The sequence below is a fragment of the Rhodococcus sp. W8901 genome, assembly GCF_013348805.1.
Lineage (GTDB): Bacteria > Actinomycetota > Actinomycetes > Mycobacteriales > Mycobacteriaceae > Prescottella.
Genome location: NZ_CP054690.1, coordinates 3,983,501 through 3,998,633 on the forward strand (window position 1 = coordinate 3,983,501; position 15,133 = coordinate 3,998,633).

Sequence of the window (15,133 nt, forward strand, 5' to 3'; positions counted from 1 at the left end):
CTGCGCTCGTGAGGGGACCTCCGCCGATGAAAACTCTCAGATTCGTTCGACGGAGGGCATTACCGCTTCTCGCTGCTGCCGTGGCCCTCACCGTCGCCGGCGCCGCGGCAGCGGTGTCGGTCCCGTTGTCGCCGAACCCGACCGAACCCGGACCGCCCACCGATCCCGTCTACGGACTCGCGGGCGGCTGCTACACGCTCACCTCCGACGTGTCCCCCGGATTCGTCACGCGGGACGGCGACGGCTTCCGCACCGGCGCCGACGTCGACTCCGCGTCCCGCTTCCGGATGCAGGCCGCGCAGCTGGGCCGGTTCCTGTTCTTCGGCGCCGACACCGCGATGCTCGCCGGCGAGTCCGGTCGGGTCTTCGCGTCGCCGCAGGCCACTCCGGCCGCCGACTGGGCACTGACGTTCACCGACGGCGCCTACACCGCCACGGCCGTCACCACCGGCAAGCAGTTGAGCGTGGGCCGGTCCGACGGTCGCCTGACCATCACCGATCCCGGCGCCGACCCCGAGGCGGGACGCTTCCGTCTCGCGGCCGCCGACGGCTGCGCCGACTTCCCCGAGGCGGAGGTGAACGCCAGCGGGGTGCCCGTCGGAGCGACAGCGGACGGCGAGGTACGGGGGTTCATCGACGCGCACGTCCACATGAACGCCAACGAATTCATCGGCGGCAGCATCCGCTGCGGCGAGCCGTACTCCCCGCTGGGCGTCACCGTCGCGCTGCAGGATTGCGAGGACCACAAGCCGGACGGGCTGCCCGCGCTGCTCGAGAACGTGCTCTCCCACGGCAACCCGTTCGAGTCGCACGACACGACGATGTGGCCGAGCTTCGCCGACGTCCCGTCGTACGACTCGATGACCCACGAGCAGACGTACTACCGCTGGGTGGAGCGCGCGTGGCGCGGCGGGCTGCGGATCTTCACGAACCTGCTCGTCTCGAATCGCGTGCTGTGTGAGCTGTATCCGCTGCGCAGCAACCCGTGCGACGAAATGGAGACGGTCCGGATCGAGGCCCGACAGGCCCACGAGATCCAGGACTACGTCGACGCGCAGTACGGCGGACCGGGCCGTGGTTGGTTCCGGATCGTCAGCTCCCCGCAGCAGGCCCGCGAGGTGGCGGCGTCGGGCAAGCTCGCCGTCACACTCGGGATGGAGATCTCCGAGCCGTTCGGCTGCGGGTTGTCGGGCGGCGTCCCGCAGTGCACCGAGCAGGACATCGACGCCGGCCTCGACGAGCTGTACGCGATTGGCGTGCGGCAGGTGATCCTGACCCACAAGTTCGACAACGCGTTCGGCGGAGTGCGCTTCGACGAGGGACTGACCGGCACCGCGGTCAACATCGGCAACTTCCTGGGCACCGGCGAGTTCTGGAAGGCCGAGCAGTGCACCGGAGTCGCGACCGACAACCCGATCGGCAACGTCGGCGACGACGTCGTGGAGGCGGCGAAGTCACTGCCGCCGGGGGTCACGCTGCCCGTGTACCCGGAGGGTGACGTCTGCAACGCGCGGGATCTGAGTCCGCTCGGCGAGCACGCGATCCGCGCGATGATGCAGCGCGGCATGATCGTGGACATCGACCACATGGGCGTCAAGACCGCCGACTCGGCACTGCGGATCCTCGAAGAGGCGAAGTATTCCGGCGTGGTGTCGAGCCACGGGTGGACCGACGCGTCGAACTACCCGCGGATCTACAAGCTCGGCGGGTTCGTGGCGTCGTACGCGGGGCCGTCGGAGAACTTCGTCAAGGAGTGGCGAGAGGCGCGGCAGGGACGCGACGACGACTACTACTTCGGCTACGGCTACGGTGCCGACACCAACGGCTTCGGTTCGCAGCCGGCGCCGCACAAGGACGGCACGCGCGGGGTCGAGTACCCCTACACCACGTTCGACGGCGGCACGGTGATGGATCAGCAGCGAGCCGGCACCCGCGTGTTCGACTTCAACACCGACGGTCTGGCGCAGTACGGCATGATCCCCGACTGGATCGAGGACATGCGCGTGTATGCCGGCGACGACGGTGCGCAGTTCATGGACGACATGTCCCGCGGCGCCGAGGCGTACCTGCAGATGTGGGAGCGCGTCGCGAAGTAGGGCAGACATAGAAGCAACGGTGGCCGCCTCCCGTTCGGGAGGCGGCCACCGTCGTCAGTTCACCGGGAACTCGGTCAGCGCATGCCCTTGACGCGGCGCCCGAGCTCGCGCGTCACCTCGCGTTCGGCGGTGCGGCGCGCCAGATCCTGACGCTTGTCGTAGTCCTGCTTGCCCTTCGCGAGCGCCAGCTCGACCTTGACCTTGCCGTCGGAGAAGTACATCGACAGCGGCACCAGCGTCTGGTTGCCCTCGCGGGTCTTGCCCACCAGATGCTCGATCTCGCGCTTGTGCAGCAGCAGCTTGCGGGTGCGCCGGGGCGAGTGGTTGGTCCACGTGCCCTGCGTGTACTCCGGGATGTGCAGTGCGCGCAGCCACACCTCGCCGTCGTCGACGGTGGCGAAGGCGTCCACCAGGGAGGCCTTGCCCTCGCGCAAGCTCTTCACCTCGGTACCCAGCAGTGCGACGCCGGCCTCGTAGGTGTCGATGATGGTGTAGTTGTGTCGCGCCTTGCGGTTGGTCGCGATGACCTTGCGGCCCTTCTCTTTCACGTGCGGGCCCTCACAGTCCTCGTTCCGCCGTCACTCTTCGTACAGCTCCAGCATAGGAGCTTGCGCAAGCCGATAACGCCGCACTACTCCCGGACGTACAGGCGCAGTGCGATGTACGCGGTGATCGCGGCCATGCCGGCGCCGACGATCACCACGAACGGCGACACCAGCAACACGTCACTGTTGGAGATCCGGGCCACGATATTGGCGTCGTAGATGTCGCCGAGGACGTCGTCGATGAACATGTTCTTCGCGGTGAACAGCCCGGCGATCGCCAGGACCGAACCGATCAGCGAGGCGACCACGGCCTCGAGCAGGAACGGCAGCTGCGTGTACCAGCGGGTGGCGCCGACCAGACGCATGATGCCGACCTCTGTGCGGCGGGTCAGCGCGGCGACCTGAACCATGTTGGCGATCAGGAAGATCGCGGCAATGGCCTGCACGACGGCGATCGCGAACGCCGCGTTGCGGACACCGCCGAGGACGCTGAACAGGCGGTCGACCAGCTCCCGCTGATTGAGGATGCTCTCGATGCCGGGACGCGCCGCGAACTCGTCGTTGATGACACCGAAGCGCTCCGCATCGCTGAGCTTGACCTTGAACGAGGCCGGGAAGCTCTCCGGGCTCACCAGGGACGCCAGTTCCGGGTTGTCCTTGAACACCCGGTCGGTGGCGTCGGCGACGGCGTCGTCGCGGTTGAGGTACTGCACCGAGACCACCGAATCGGTGTTCTCGAGATCGCTGCGGATGCCGCGGCAGATGTCCGCCGCACAATCCGGGTCGGACGCGGAGATGTCGTCGGTGAGGAACAGCTGCACCTCGACGCGGTCCAGGAAGATCTGCTGGGTCTTGTCGGCCATCTGCACGACCAGCAGACCGCCGCCGAACAGTCCGAGCGAGATCGCGGTGGTCAGGATCATCGCGACGGTCATCGTGAGGTTGCGGCGCAGGCCGGTCAGGACCTCGCTGAAAATGAAACTGGCACGCATCGGGGAATCGCAGTCCTTGAGTCGTCTGTTCGAGAGGATCGGTGGGCGGGTGCCGTCGCGGGCCTAGCGGCCGACGGCGTACACGCCTCTCGCTTCGTCGCGCACCACCTTGCCGAGATCGAGCTCGACGACGCGGCGGCGCATCGAGTCGACGATGTGGTGGTCGTGCGTGGCCATGAGCACGGTGGTGCCGGTGCGATTGATCCGCTCGAGCAGCAGCATGATGTCGGCGCTGGTGTCGGGGTCGAGGTTGCCGGTGGGCTCGTCGGCGAGCAGGACCAGTGGACGGTTCACGAACGCGCGGGCGATCGCGACGCGCTGCTGCTCACCGCCGGACAGCTCGTTCGGCAGGCGATCGGCCTTGCCGGACAGTCCGACCAGGTCGAGGACCTCGGGGACGGTGCGCTCGATCATCGAGCGCGACTTGCCGATCACCTCGAGCGCGAACGCGACGTTCTGCGACACCGTCTTGTTCTGCAGCAGCCGGAAGTCCTGGAAGACGTAGCCGACGCTCTGCCGCAGCTTCGGCACCCGTCGACCCGACAGCTTGTTGACGTGGAAGTCGGCGACGTAGATGTCCCCCGAGCTGGGGGTCTCCTCCTTGAGGAGGAGCTGCATGAACGTGCTCTTGCCCGAGCCCGACGGCCCGATCAGGAACACGAACTCGCCCTTGTCGATCTCGACGTTCACCTTGTCCAGGGCGGGCCTGGTGGAGGCCTTGTAGAACTTGGAGACATCCTTGACGCTGATCACGGGAAGTCAGTCTAGCCGTTATCGAACAGTGACCTTGGGTAACGACGCGCACCGATCCGCGCGTGTCAGCCCTGCGGCGTCGGCGCCGTGGTCGTCACCTCGTCGGACGGGCCCGACTCGGGTTCCTGCGACAGCTGCGGAGCAGGTGGAGGCGTGGTCGTCGTCTGCTGCGACGTCCCCGACGTGGTCGTGCCACTGCCGGCGCCCGGCGTCGTGGTCGGCGTGCTCGACTGCTGCCCACTGCGGCTCGTCTCCGACGCGGGCGACGACGACGGCGTGGCGCTCTCCGACGACGACGGCTGAGTGGAGCTTTGCGGCGGCGTCGACGGACTCTCGCTCTGCCGCTCATCCGCAGGCAAGGCCGGATCCCCGGTACTGACGGCCGGCTGCGTGCCGTGCGTCGAGGCGTCGGTCTCCTGATTGACCTGGGCGTTGAGCATCGCCAGACCCAGCCAGAGCACGCACATGGCCACGGTCGTGGTGCGCATGCGGCCGCCGAACAGCTTGCGCGGAATCCGCTTCCACAGCAGCGACACCTTCTCCTGCGGGCTCATTCGTCGCCACCTCCCACCGCGTCGTTCTCGAGTTCGGCCGCGACGGTGATACCGGCGCGTCGCAGCGCCGTCACGACGCGCACCCGCAGCGCCCGGCCGACCTGGAACTGCTTGCCGGGCAGTGTGCGGGCCACCATCCGGATGCTCACCTGATCCACCGCGAGGCTCTCGACTCCCATCACCGACGGGGTGTCGAGCAGCAGCGGGCGCAGGCCCTTGTCCTCGTACGCGTCGACACCGACGCGGTGCAGGATGTCGTTGACGTGGTTGATGTCGGCGGTCGCGGGGATCGGCACGTCCACCACCGCGCGCGCCCAGTCCTTCGAGAGGTTGACCGCCTTGACGATCTGCCCGTTGGGAACGGTGATGACTTCGCCGTCGGCGTTGCGCATCCGGGTCACCCGCAGGGTGACGTCCTCGATCACACCCTCTGCGTCCGTGGACGACCCGGTGATGGCGATCTGCACCGTGTCACCGAAACCGTACTGACGCTCGGTGATGATGAAGAACCCGGCGAGGATGTCCTGGACCACACGCTGCGCGCCGAAGCCGAGTGCGGCACCGAGCACCGTCGCCGGAGCCACGAGGCTGCCGATGGGCAGGCCGAGCAGACCGAGCACCTTAACCGTCGCGATCACGTAGATCATCGTGATGACCACCCACGTGATGACCTGCGCCACCGAGTGCCGGTGCTTGGTGGCCTCGGAACGGACCAGGGCGTCGCCCTGCTGGTAGTTGTCGTCGATCTGCTGAGTGATCCGACCGCCGGCCCAGTTCACGAAACGGGCGACGATCAGCGCACCCAGAACCGTCAGCGCAATGGGAAGTCCGGTGACTTCGAGCCATGCACGCAGTTGGACGTATGGGGTGAAGGTCAGTGCGAGGGTTGTGGTCTGCATACGTCCTAGGCTTGGGTTTCGCTCATCCGCCAGCGGATGCCGGCCTCGATGAATCCGTCGATTTCACCGTCGAGCACTGCCGACGGGTTGTTGACCTCGTACTCGGTGCGCAGGTCCTTGACCATCTGGTACGGGTGCAGCACGTACGAGCGCATCTGGTTGCCCCACGAGCTGCCGCCGTCGCCCTTGAGCGCGTCCATCTCGGCGCGCTCCTCCTGGCGCTTGCGCTCGAGCAGCTTGGCCTGCAGCACCCGCATCGCGGACATCTTGTTCTGCAGCTGCGACTTCTCGTTCTGACACGTGACGACGATGCCGGTAGGGACGTGTGTCAGGCGCACCGCCGAGTCCGTGGTGTTGACCGACTGGCCACCCGGTCCGGACGAGCGGTACACGTCGACGCGGACGTCGTTCTCGTCGATGTCGATGTGGTCGGTGGTCTCGACGACGGGCAACACCTCGACCTCGGCGAACGAGGTCTGGCGGCGGCCCTGGTTGTCGAACGGGCTGATACGGACGAGACGGTGCGTGCCCATCTCGATCGACAGGGTGCCGTAGCTGTAGGGCGCCTTCACCGCGAAGGTGGCGCTCTTGATGCCGGCCTCTTCGGCGTAGGAGGTGTCGTAGACCTCGACGCCGTAGCCACGCTTCTCGGCCCAGCGGATGTACATGCGCATGAGCATCTCGGCCCAGTCCGCGGCGTCGACGCCGCCGGCGCCGGCGCGGATGTTGACGAGCGCGTCACGCTGGTCGTACTCGCCCGAGAGCATGGTCTTGACTTCCATCGCCTCGATGTCGGCGCGCAGGGTCGCCCGCTCGACGTGGACGTCGGCGACCGCGTCGGGGCCCTCCTCCTCGGCGAGCTCGTACAGCACGGCCATGTCGTCGAGGCGCGAGCGCAGTTCCTCCACGCGGCGCAGCTCCGCCTGGGCGTGCGACAGCTGGCTTGTCACCTTCTGCGCGTGTTCCTGGTCGTTCCACAGCTCCGGATCGGACGCCTGGTGTTCGAGTTCGTCGATGCGGCGGCGCAGCTCCTCGACGTCGAGAACCTTCTCGACCGTGGTCAGAGTGGCGTCGAGCTCGTTGAGGTCAGCGGAAACGTCAGGATGCACAGTTATCCAGGCTACCGGGTCCATCACGGTGGCATCGCTGCGACCGCAGTCACACCGGCCGCGATGGCGACCCTCGCGCCGCGGATCCGCCGAGCAGCGGTCCCCCGAACCCGCCCCGGGTTCACCTCGAGCTCACCCCAGGGCCGCCTGAAGGCGAATTCGAGTGACAATCCTTAAGACAATTGTCTACTTCACCCACTCTATTGCGGCAATCTGGCGAATATGCAACACTCATCCGACTCGTGGCCTGGGTCACAGCCCACGAAGTGCCTCGCCGTCGGCCGCGTCGACTTGTTCGGACGCCTCAACCCACATCCAGGAAGTCAGATGAAACGTCGCCTCGCACTCACCGCAATCGCCCTCGCAGTGGGCGCCTCCGCCTCCTTGACCGCATGCACGCCCGGGACGTCATCGGCGTCCGAACTCGTCGTCACGACGTTCGGCGGCGAGTGGCAGAAGAACTTCACCGATGCCGTGGTGAAGCCGTTCGAGAAGGAGAACAACGTCACCGTCAAGCAGGTGACGCTGTACAGCTCGGACGCGCTCGCGCAGCTCCAGGCCCAGAAGTCGAGCCCGCAGATGGATGTCGTCTTCTTCTCCGGGGGTCAGGAGGCGGTGGCCGCCAAGGACGGGCTCCTCGCGCCGATCGACCCGTCCGCGCTCACCAACGGTCCCGACCTGATCGCCCAGGCGACCAGCGATCTTGCCGGCGGTCAGGGACCGGTGGTTCAGATCACCCCGATGGGGCTGCTGTACCGCACGGACAAGATCGACGAGCCCACGTCGTGGAACGACGCCTTCAACCCCGAGTACCGGCAGCACGTCGCCTTCACGGACCTGTCGAACAGCTACGGCACCCTCGGGATGCTGATGATCAACGGCACCCGGGGCGGGACGATCGACGACGTCGCCCCCGGTATCGACGCGATCGGCCAGTCGGCCCGCGCCGGCGACTCCATCATCACCAAGACGTCGTCCGACCTCCAGCAGGCCTTCGCGGCCCGCGACATCTGGCTGGCTCCCTACTCGCAGGACTACGCGGAGACGCTGCGCAAGGCCGGCCAGCCCGTCGGCTTCACCATGCCGCGAGAGGGCACGACCGGGTCGTTCATCACCGCCAACGTCGTCGCCGGCCGCCCCAACACCGACCTCGCCACCAAGTTCATCGACTATGCACTGAGCGCGGGCGCCCAGGAGAAGTTCGTCACCGGCATGGCCTACTCGCCGGTGAACACGAAGGCAGCCGTCCCCGCTGACATGCAGTCCAAGATTCTGTCGGGCCCGACGCTGGAGAAGCTGGTCAGGTTCGATCCGGCGCAGATCACCGGGAAGTCCGCGGCTTGGCAGAACCAGTGGCAGGAGCAGATCGCGCGATGAGGAAGCGCTCCGCCGAACCCTGGCTATTGGTGCTGCCGCTCATTGCGCTGCTTCTGATCGCATTCGTGATCCCCGTCGCCAGAACACTCCTGGCCAGCTTCACCACAGATTCCGCCGGGTTCACCCTCAGCAACTTCACCAGGTTCTTCGGGTCGTCGGTCTCCCTCGGCGCATCGGAGCGGTCACTGCGGATGGCATTCATCCAGACGATCGCCTCGGTCGTCATTGCCGTACCGCTGGCGTACATCATGGCCGGGCTCTCCGCGAAAGCGCGGGCCTTCATGATGATCGCGACAATCCTTCCGCTGATGACCAGCGTCGTCATCCGGACGTTCGGCTGGGTCATCCTCATGGGCCCGTCCGGCCCGCTGGCGAAGATTCCGGGTTTCCTGGATCTGAGCCAGGCTCGACAGGGTCTGCTGGGGACCGAACTCGGCGTGAACATCGCCATGATCCAGGTACTGGTGCCGTTCGCGGTCCTGTCGGTTCTCGGTGTCATCAACGGGATCGACGTGCGGCTCCGGGAAGCATCCCGAACCATGGGCGCGGGATTCGTCGGAACCTTTCGGCACGTGATACTTCCGCTGTCCCTACCGGGCATCGTCTCCGGAGCCACGCTGTGCTTCGCACTGTCGATCAGTTCGTTCATCACACCGAACCTCATTGGCGGAGCGCAGCTTCCGGTGATCGCCGGATTCATCTACCACGATGCGACGGTCAGCAACGACATCCCCTTCGCCGCGACGCAGGCGGTGCTGATCCTGGCGGTCGTCGTCATCACGATCGCGGCGACCAACCGAATTGCGAACGCGAGGATGAAATAGTGGTTCGATCAACTCCGCTTCCGTTGAGGATCGCCGGCAAGGTCTTCCTCGTTCTCATCGCGCTGTTCATGCTGGCCCCGCTCGCGGTGGTGGTGGGGGCCGCGTTCAACTCGGACCAGTTCCTCGCCTTCCCGCCCGAAGGTCTCAGCCTGGAGTGGTTCGCGGATGCGCTGGCCGACACCACGTACACGTATCCGTTCCTGTTCAGCCTGCAGGTCGCCCTCATCGCCGCGGTGGGTGCGGCCGCGATCGGGACGGCCTTCGCCATCGGGATCGCACGTCACAAGGTTCCCGGTTCGGGTGCGCTGCAGTCGTTTTCCCTGTCGCCGCTGACCATGCCGAGCATCATCTTCGCGATCGGCATCCTCCAGACGGTGTCCCAGTTGATGGGCGGATCCTCGCCCTGGATCCTGATGCTCGCGCACGTCGTCATCACCGTCCCCTACGTCGTCCGAACGGTCCTCGGGGTGATCGCGAGATCCGACGGGTTCACCGAAGAGGCCGTCCGGGTGATGGGTGCCAGCTGGTGGCAGCGCTACTGGCACGTGCTGCTACCGATGTGCCGCCCCGGAATCATCGCCGGCGCCTTCCTGGCCTTCATCGTCTCCTTCGACGACGCGGTCATCGCGCTGTTCCTGCGGACACCCCAGCTCCAAACACTCCCCCTCGCCATCTACGGACAGCTCGAGTTCAGCGCATCGCCGACGGTGGCGGCCGTCTCGACTCTCTCGATGGCCCTCACCGCGATTTCAATCCTGGCGATCGAGAAGATCGTCGGTCTCGGAAAGGTCTTCAGCTAATGGCCGATCTCACCATCGCCGACGTTCACAAGACATTCGGGGACGTGAAGGTACTCAAGGGCGTCGACATCCACGCGAAATCGGGCAGCTTCGTGTCGCTGCTCGGTTCCAGTGGCTGTGGCAAGTCGACGCTGCTGCGGTGCATCGCGGGCCTCGAGACCGTCGACTCCGGGACCATCTCGGTGGGCGGAGAGGACGTCACCGACCTCGCGCCGGAGAACCGGCGGCTGAGCATGATGTTCCAGAGTTATGCACTCCTGCCGCACATGAGCGTGCTCGAGAACGTCCGCTTTCCCCTGCGGATGCGCGGAAAGGCGCACGGAACCCGCGCCGAACAGCGGGACCTCGCCGTGCGGGCGCTGGAACAGGTCCAGATGGATCACCTGGCGTCGCGCATGCCACGACAGCTGTCCGGCGGCCAACAGCAGCGCGTGGCATTGGCCCGCGCGATCGTCGGTGGCCCCCGGCTGATCCTGCTCGACGAACCTCTGTCGAATCTCGATGCACGCCTCCGCGAGGACATGCAGGTGGAACTGGTGTCGCTGCAACGGAGTCTGGGCGTGACCACCGTTTTCGTCACGCACGATCAGGACGAAGCACTGAGCATGTCCGACCAGGTCATTCTGATGCAGGGTGGCGTCGTCGAGCAGTCCGGTACGCCCGAGGATCTCTACGCGAACCCGGGCACGCGCTTCGCTGCCGATTTCCTGGGGGCCGCGAACCTCCTCGACGTCACGGGGGGCGCGGATCGGCGCGCGTCGGTGGGCGATGTGACCGTGCCGGCCCCGGAGACCTTCGGTGGCGAGTCGCTGCTGATGGTCCGGCAGGAGGACATCCGGGTCAACGCACCGGACGGCTGCGACGCGCACCTGACCGCGGTGGTCAAGTCCCGAGTGTTCCGGGGAAGCGAGCTGCTGATCGTGGTGGAGGCGGCGGGACAAGAGCTTCGGGCCGTCGCCCCGACCTCGACGATCGCGTACCCGGGCAGCGAGGTGACGGTTTCCTGGCGCAGTGAGCAGAGTCGGATCCTGACGAAATAGCGTCGGAGACATGGTTACACTGTGTAATTCTCTTCCCGCACATAAATTCTCATACGAAGGCTGCAGACCATGAGTCAGAAGGGCAATGACACGGGCGACACCGATCGGCTCATTGCGAGCGCACTGCAGGTAAACGGACGCGCCTCCTGGGAGGCCATCAGTCGCGTCATCGATCTTCCGTCGCGGACCGTCATGCGACGTGGACAGCATCTGCTCGACACGGGATGTGTGCGGGTGTCCACCTATGTCGATGCGAACAAGCTGCTGCACGCACGGGGCGTACTCATTCGCCTCGGCACCGAGATCGACCAGGTGGCCCAGGTGGCCCGCAGGGTGGCAGCGCTGCCGGGTGCGTCCTCGGTGTCGATCCTCGAGGGTTCGGGCGACATCGTCGCTCTCGTTCTCGTGGAGAGCGCCGAGGCGCATCAAGTGCTGCTGTTGCAGACACTTCCGGCCATCCCCGGGCTGCGGGCGTTCGAGGTCAGTACCGTTCTGCGGTCCTACCTGATGGGCCTGGACTGGCACGCCGGGATACTGCCGGCGGAGCAGGTCGAGGCCCTTCGCAAGTCCGCACCCTGGCACGCGCCGTCGACCAGTTCCACGCCGGTGGTTCTCGATGCCGTCGACCAGAACCTGATCGACCAGCTGAGCAACGATGGGCGCGCGACGATCTCGATGCTCGCGCAGGACGCCGGCATCAACGCGCAGACCGTTCGCCGTCGGCTCGACACCCTGTTCGGTGTCGGCGTCCTGCGGGTTCGCACCGAGGTGGCGCCCACATTCTTCGGTTTCAAGGTCGAAGCCATGCTGTGGCTGCACATCCGCGGCGGAGACATCGAGAGCATCGGCGGTTCACTCGCCACTCATCCGTCCGTTCGATACTGCGCGGCTCTCACCGGGCACGCCGGACTGTTGGTCGACGGACTGTTCACGGACGAGGAGGCGCTGTTCGACTTCCAGAACAGCGTGATCGGATCCCTGACGACCGTGGAGATCGCCGAATCCCGCGTGGTACTCAAAGCCGTTCGTCGCGGCCCGTTGTTCGTCGACGACGTCGTGGCCTGACCTCGGTCTCGATACACCCGACGCCGCACCACACGAGATGTGGTGCGGCGTTTCGGCGTGCGCTCGGTACCGAACACCTTTGAGCCGAACAGTTTCCGCCCGAACCCGCGCAGACGAATGGGGCCGTGCCCGCCCGGCTACGTCGGCGGCGGGCACGGCCCCACTGGCTTCGGAGCTATTCGACGCGACCGATCGTGAGCTTCTTCAGCCCGGTGATCCGGATGTCGGCCGAGGCCTTGGCGAAGTCGGCGAGTCCCTCGGTCACGGTGGCGAACACGTTGACCGGGGTCCATCCCAGCGGGCCGAACGTGCGCACGCCGGGGGCGTAGCAGACGCCGACCTCGTACCACTCGAACGGCAGGCCGCCCATCTGCATCGGACGCTGGTAGTACCAGAGCACGTCACCGACGCCCGGAATGACCTGCTGGTTCTCGAACGGGACTGCCTCCGGATCGAAATTCTGCGCCTCCTCGGGGAGACCGGTCATCACCTCCGGGCCGGCATACATCGCGTGCATCGCATCGACGGTCACGGGCTTCACCAGCGCACCCCATAACGCGTCGCACGTCTTCGGTGCCAGGTCGAGATGCATGGTGGCGATGGCACGCGGGCCGTTCTCGTACTCGAAGAAGAGCTTCTGCTCGGTCACGGGGGTTCCTCTTTCTGTTCGGTGCATACTTCGGTGTTGCGTCATCAGGTGGTGTGTCGGTAGCTCTTGACGGCGTCGACGAACGGAGCGACGAACTGTGCCTGTTCGGCGAACTCGTCGGCGCCGCACATCTTCTCGGGGTGCCACTGGACACCAGCGGCGTACCAGTCGGTGGTCGACTCGATCGCTTCGATCGTCCCGTCCGCGGCCGTCGCGGTCACGGCGAAACCATCCGGGCAATGCGAGATCGCCTGCTGGTGAATCGAATTGACACGCATACCTCGAACAGCGGACGGCGCCGGGCCGGACGCGATGTCGATCTCGTGGCGGTGGTCGAGTTGGGCCTCGGGCGCGAGTCCGTACGGGTGCAGGTCCCGGACGGCGGGCAGGTCGACGACGCGACTGCCGTGGAGGGCCGCGAGCAGTTGCATTCCGCGGCAGATGCCGAAGACCGGCAATCCGAGTTCCCGGGCGGCCACGACAAGCGCGTGTTCGGTCACGTCACGGCTGGTGGCGTCGAGCGGGGCACCGACGTCCTCGCCGCGGGCGATCCACTCGCCCACGTCCTCTCCCCCGGAGAGCACGAGCCCGCTCACGTGCGAGAGCAGGGCCGCGGCGTCGTCTCCGGTGCATTCCGGAACGAGGATCACGGACAGGCCCTGCGCGGAGAAGAACCGGACGTACTCGGTGCCCACGGTGAACAGGTCGGTCCGCTCGCCGAGGTAGGTGGGGAGATCGCGCCGCCACGTGGTGACGGCGATCAGGGGGCGATCAGCCATCGAGCTTCATCCAGACCGCGGTGGTGTCGGTGTACTTGTGCAGCGCATCGGCGCCCTTGTCCCGCCCGAATCCGCTCTCCTTCACACCGCCGAAGGGAAGGCGCATGTCGCCCTCCTCGTAGCAGTTCACCCAGATCACGCCGGCCTTCACGGCACGCGTGACGCGGTGGATCGCGGCGACGTCACTGCCCCACACCGAGGCCGCGAGTCCGTACCGGGTGTCGTTGGCGACGCGGATCGCCTCCGCCTCGCTGCTGACGCGGATGACCGAGAGGACCGGCCCGAAAACCTCCTCCTGCGCGATCCGGGAATCGGGATCGACGTGATCGAGGACGACAGGGGCGAAGTACGAGCCCCCTTCCAGGCCCTGCACCACAGCGCGCCGCGGGCTGCCGGCGGCCAGGACCGCCCCCTGCTCGAGCGCGTCCGCGACCTTGGCCTCGATCCCGGCCACCGCGCCGGCGCTGACGATGGCGCCGAAGGCGGTACCGGCGTCGAGCGGGTCCCGCGGCTGCAGCGCGGCAGCAACCTCGCACGCCGCGGCGACGGCCTCGTCGGCGTTGTCCTCGAACACGATCAGCCGAGACGAGGCACTGCACATCTGGCCCTGGTTGAAGAATGCGTTCTCGGCGGCGCTGGCGGCGGCGGCCCGGATGTCGGCGTCGGGCAGGACGATGGTGGCGGATTTCCCGCCGAGCTCCGGCCACACCCGCTTGCCGTTCGATTCGGCGCTGTACTTCATGAAGGCGCGCCCGGTGACCGGCGATCCCGTGAAGGTCAGGACGTCGACGTCGGGGTGCCGACCGAGCGCCTGACCGGCATCCCGACCCAGGCCGTTCACGACGTTCAGCACACCCGCCGGCAGTCCGGCCTCGCCGGCCAGTTCCGCCAGTCGCAGTGCCGAGAACGGCGTCTGCTCCGACGGTTTCACCACCACCGAGTTGCCGGCGAGGAGTGCGGGCGCGAGCTTCCATGCGGTCATCGTGAGCGGGAAGTTCCACGGCACCACGGCGGCCACCACGCCGGCCGGGGCCTCGACCGAGTACGCCAGCACGGACGCCTCGTGCGCGATCAGCTTGTCCGACAGCTTGTCGGCGAGTTCGCCGTACCACCGGATGCACTTCTCGACCGCTGCCAACTCCACGTTGAGCGCTTGAGACACCGGCTTGCCCATCTCGAGCGAGATGATGGTGGCCAGTTCCTGGGCGTTCTCCCCGACGAGGAGCGCCCACTTCTTCAGGACCTCGCCCCGCTCGCGCGCCGGCGCCGTGGCCCAGCCGGACGTCCGGAAGGCCGATCGGGCGACGTAGACGGCGAGGTCGACGTGCATCTCGTCGCTTGCGTGCAGTACCCCGAGCGACCGGCCGTCGCGTGGCGAGATGACCGGCACGCATTCGGCGCCGTCGAGCGACACGAGTTGCCCGCCGATATAGGCGCCCTCGAGTCGCATCACATCCTGCATCGCGTCGCGCGCAGTTGAACTGAGCGACATGTAACCGTCCCTTCGACGACCGAGGATTGTGGCTTCCGCCACGATTCGCGCTCAAGAGTGCCACATCCGCCAATGTTCGGCAATCAGTAGTCCATATTCGTCACTGATTGCCGGTTCTCCATCCGAATCCGCCTGAGGCCTTCGCTGGAAGCAACCGCG

15 protein-coding genes are annotated in these 15,133 nt (G+C 66.7%); 6 read left to right on the plus strand and 9 right to left on the minus strand.

Translation table 11 applies throughout. The features are described from left to right. Positions 1-80 precede the first annotated feature (80 nt). A complete protein-coding gene (locus HUN07_RS18655) occupies positions 81-2,096 on the plus strand; it encodes a peptidase (protein ID WP_254622594.1) in 2,016 nt (671 codons plus the stop codon). A gap of 74 nt (positions 2,097-2,170) precedes the next feature. Here the strand turns inward: HUN07_RS18655 and smpB are convergent, their stop codons facing one another. The 6 genes from smpB to prfB form a co-directional block, all read right to left on the minus strand. Then, positions 2,171-2,644: an SsrA-binding protein SmpB gene (smpB, locus tag HUN07_RS18660; protein ID WP_114722577.1), complete on the minus strand. Its 474-nt coding sequence runs from the start codon at positions 2,642-2,644 to the stop codon at positions 2,171-2,173. Between the two features lie 83 nt (positions 2,645-2,727). Then, a complete protein-coding gene (ftsX, locus tag HUN07_RS18665) occupies positions 2,728-3,633 on the minus strand; it encodes a permease-like cell division protein FtsX (protein WP_114722578.1) in 906 nt (301 codons plus the stop codon). Between the two features lie 63 nt (positions 3,634-3,696). Next, positions 3,697-4,386 carry a cell division ATP-binding protein FtsE gene (gene ftsE, locus HUN07_RS18670; RefSeq protein ID WP_114722579.1) on the minus strand — a complete coding sequence of 230 codons (690 nt, stop codon included), beginning with the start codon at positions 4,384-4,386 and terminating at the stop codon, positions 3,697-3,699. Between the two features lie 65 nt (positions 4,387-4,451). Further along, complete coding sequence (locus tag HUN07_RS18675; RefSeq protein WP_114722580.1) at positions 4,452-4,940, minus strand: hypothetical protein; 489 nt, start codon at positions 4,938-4,940, stop codon at positions 4,452-4,454. Beyond that, positions 4,937-5,839 (minus strand): mechanosensitive ion channel family protein, encoded by a 903-nt coding sequence (locus tag HUN07_RS18680; protein ID WP_114722581.1) that lies wholly within the window; start codon positions 5,837-5,839, stop codon positions 4,937-4,939. The genes HUN07_RS18675 and HUN07_RS18680 overlap by 4 nt, the downstream gene beginning before the upstream one ends. Positions 5,840-5,844: 5 nt before the next feature. Then, entirely contained in the window at positions 5,845-6,948 is a 1,104-nt protein-coding gene (gene prfB, locus HUN07_RS18685; protein ID WP_174911805.1) for a peptide chain release factor 2, read from the minus strand. A 327-nt stretch (positions 6,949-7,275) separates the two neighbouring features. On the opposite strand from prfB, the gene HUN07_RS18690 reads away from it, so the two are divergent. The 5 genes from HUN07_RS18690 to HUN07_RS18710 all read left to right on the plus strand — a co-directional run bounded on the left by HUN07_RS18690 (position 7,276) and on the right by HUN07_RS18710 (position 12,054). After that, positions 7,276-8,325 (plus strand): ABC transporter substrate-binding protein, encoded by a 1,050-nt coding sequence (locus HUN07_RS18690; protein ID WP_174911807.1) that lies wholly within the window; start codon positions 7,276-7,278, stop codon positions 8,323-8,325. After that, positions 8,322-9,149, plus strand: a complete 828-nt coding sequence (locus tag HUN07_RS18695; RefSeq protein ID WP_174911810.1) for an ABC transporter permease — start codon at positions 8,322-8,324, stop codon at positions 9,147-9,149. The genes HUN07_RS18690 and HUN07_RS18695 overlap by 4 nt, the downstream gene beginning before the upstream one ends. Further along, positions 9,149-9,949 carry an ABC transporter permease gene (locus HUN07_RS18700; protein WP_174911813.1) on the plus strand — a complete coding sequence of 267 codons (801 nt, stop codon included), beginning with the start codon at positions 9,149-9,151 and terminating at the stop codon, positions 9,947-9,949. Before HUN07_RS18695 ends, HUN07_RS18700 begins: the two co-directional genes overlap by 1 nt. Next, a complete protein-coding gene (locus HUN07_RS18705; RefSeq protein ID WP_114722586.1) occupies positions 9,949-10,989 on the plus strand; it encodes an ABC transporter ATP-binding protein in 1,041 nt (346 codons plus the stop codon). Before HUN07_RS18700 ends, HUN07_RS18705 begins: the two co-directional genes overlap by 1 nt. Positions 10,990-11,058: 69 nt before the next feature. Then, a complete protein-coding gene (locus tag HUN07_RS18710; RefSeq protein WP_174911816.1) occupies positions 11,059-12,054 on the plus strand; it encodes an Lrp/AsnC family transcriptional regulator in 996 nt (331 codons plus the stop codon). A 175-nt stretch (positions 12,055-12,229) separates the two neighbouring features. Here HUN07_RS18710 and HUN07_RS18715 read toward each other — a convergent pair whose 3' ends face one another. Genes HUN07_RS18715 through HUN07_RS18725 form a run of 3 tightly spaced genes read right to left on the minus strand, consistent with a single transcriptional unit; the run spans position 12,230 to position 14,974 of the window. After that, entirely contained in the window at positions 12,230-12,703 is a 474-nt protein-coding gene (locus tag HUN07_RS18715) for a DUF3830 family protein (RefSeq protein WP_114722588.1), read from the minus strand. 44 nt (positions 12,704-12,747) lie between these two features. After that, the gene (locus HUN07_RS18720) at positions 12,748-13,482 is read right to left on the minus strand and encodes a gamma-glutamyl-gamma-aminobutyrate hydrolase family protein (protein ID WP_174911819.1); all 735 of its coding nucleotides are present in this window, start codon (positions 13,480-13,482) and stop codon (positions 12,748-12,750) included. After that, positions 13,475-14,974: an aldehyde dehydrogenase family protein gene (locus tag HUN07_RS18725; RefSeq protein ID WP_174911822.1), complete on the minus strand. Its 1,500-nt coding sequence runs from the start codon at positions 14,972-14,974 to the stop codon at positions 13,475-13,477. Before HUN07_RS18725 ends, HUN07_RS18720 begins: the two co-directional genes overlap by 8 nt. Positions 14,975-15,133 lie beyond the last annotated feature (159 nt).

Bases quoted from the DNA above. Each gene is read 5' to 3' on its own strand.
- HUN07_RS18695 (WP_174911810.1), top strand. From the start codon at position 8,322: ATGAGGAAGCGCTCCGCCGAACCCTGGCTATTGGTGCTGCCGCTCATT.
- HUN07_RS18720 (WP_174911819.1), bottom strand. From the start codon at position 13,482: ATGGCTGATCGCCCCCTGATCGCCGTCACCACGTGGCGGCGCGATCTC.
- HUN07_RS18690 (WP_174911807.1), top strand. From the start codon at position 7,276: ATGAAACGTCGCCTCGCACTCACCGCAATCGCCCTCGCAGTGGGCGCC.
- HUN07_RS18710 (WP_174911816.1), top strand. From the start codon at position 11,059: ATGAGTCAGAAGGGCAATGACACGGGCGACACCGATCGGCTCATTGCG.
- HUN07_RS18705 (WP_114722586.1), top strand. From the start codon at position 9,949: ATGGCCGATCTCACCATCGCCGACGTTCACAAGACATTCGGGGACGTG.
- ftsX (WP_114722578.1), bottom strand. From the start codon at position 3,633: ATGCGTGCCAGTTTCATTTTCAGCGAGGTCCTGACCGGCCTGCGCCGC.
- HUN07_RS18675 (WP_114722580.1), bottom strand. From the start codon at position 4,940: ATGAGCCCGCAGGAGAAGGTGTCGCTGCTGTGGAAGCGGATTCCGCGC.
- HUN07_RS18680 (WP_114722581.1), bottom strand. From the start codon at position 5,839: ATGCAGACCACAACCCTCGCACTGACCTTCACCCCATACGTCCAACTG.
- HUN07_RS18725 (WP_174911822.1), bottom strand. From the start codon at position 14,974: ATGTCGCTCAGTTCAACTGCGCGCGACGCGATGCAGGATGTGATGCGA.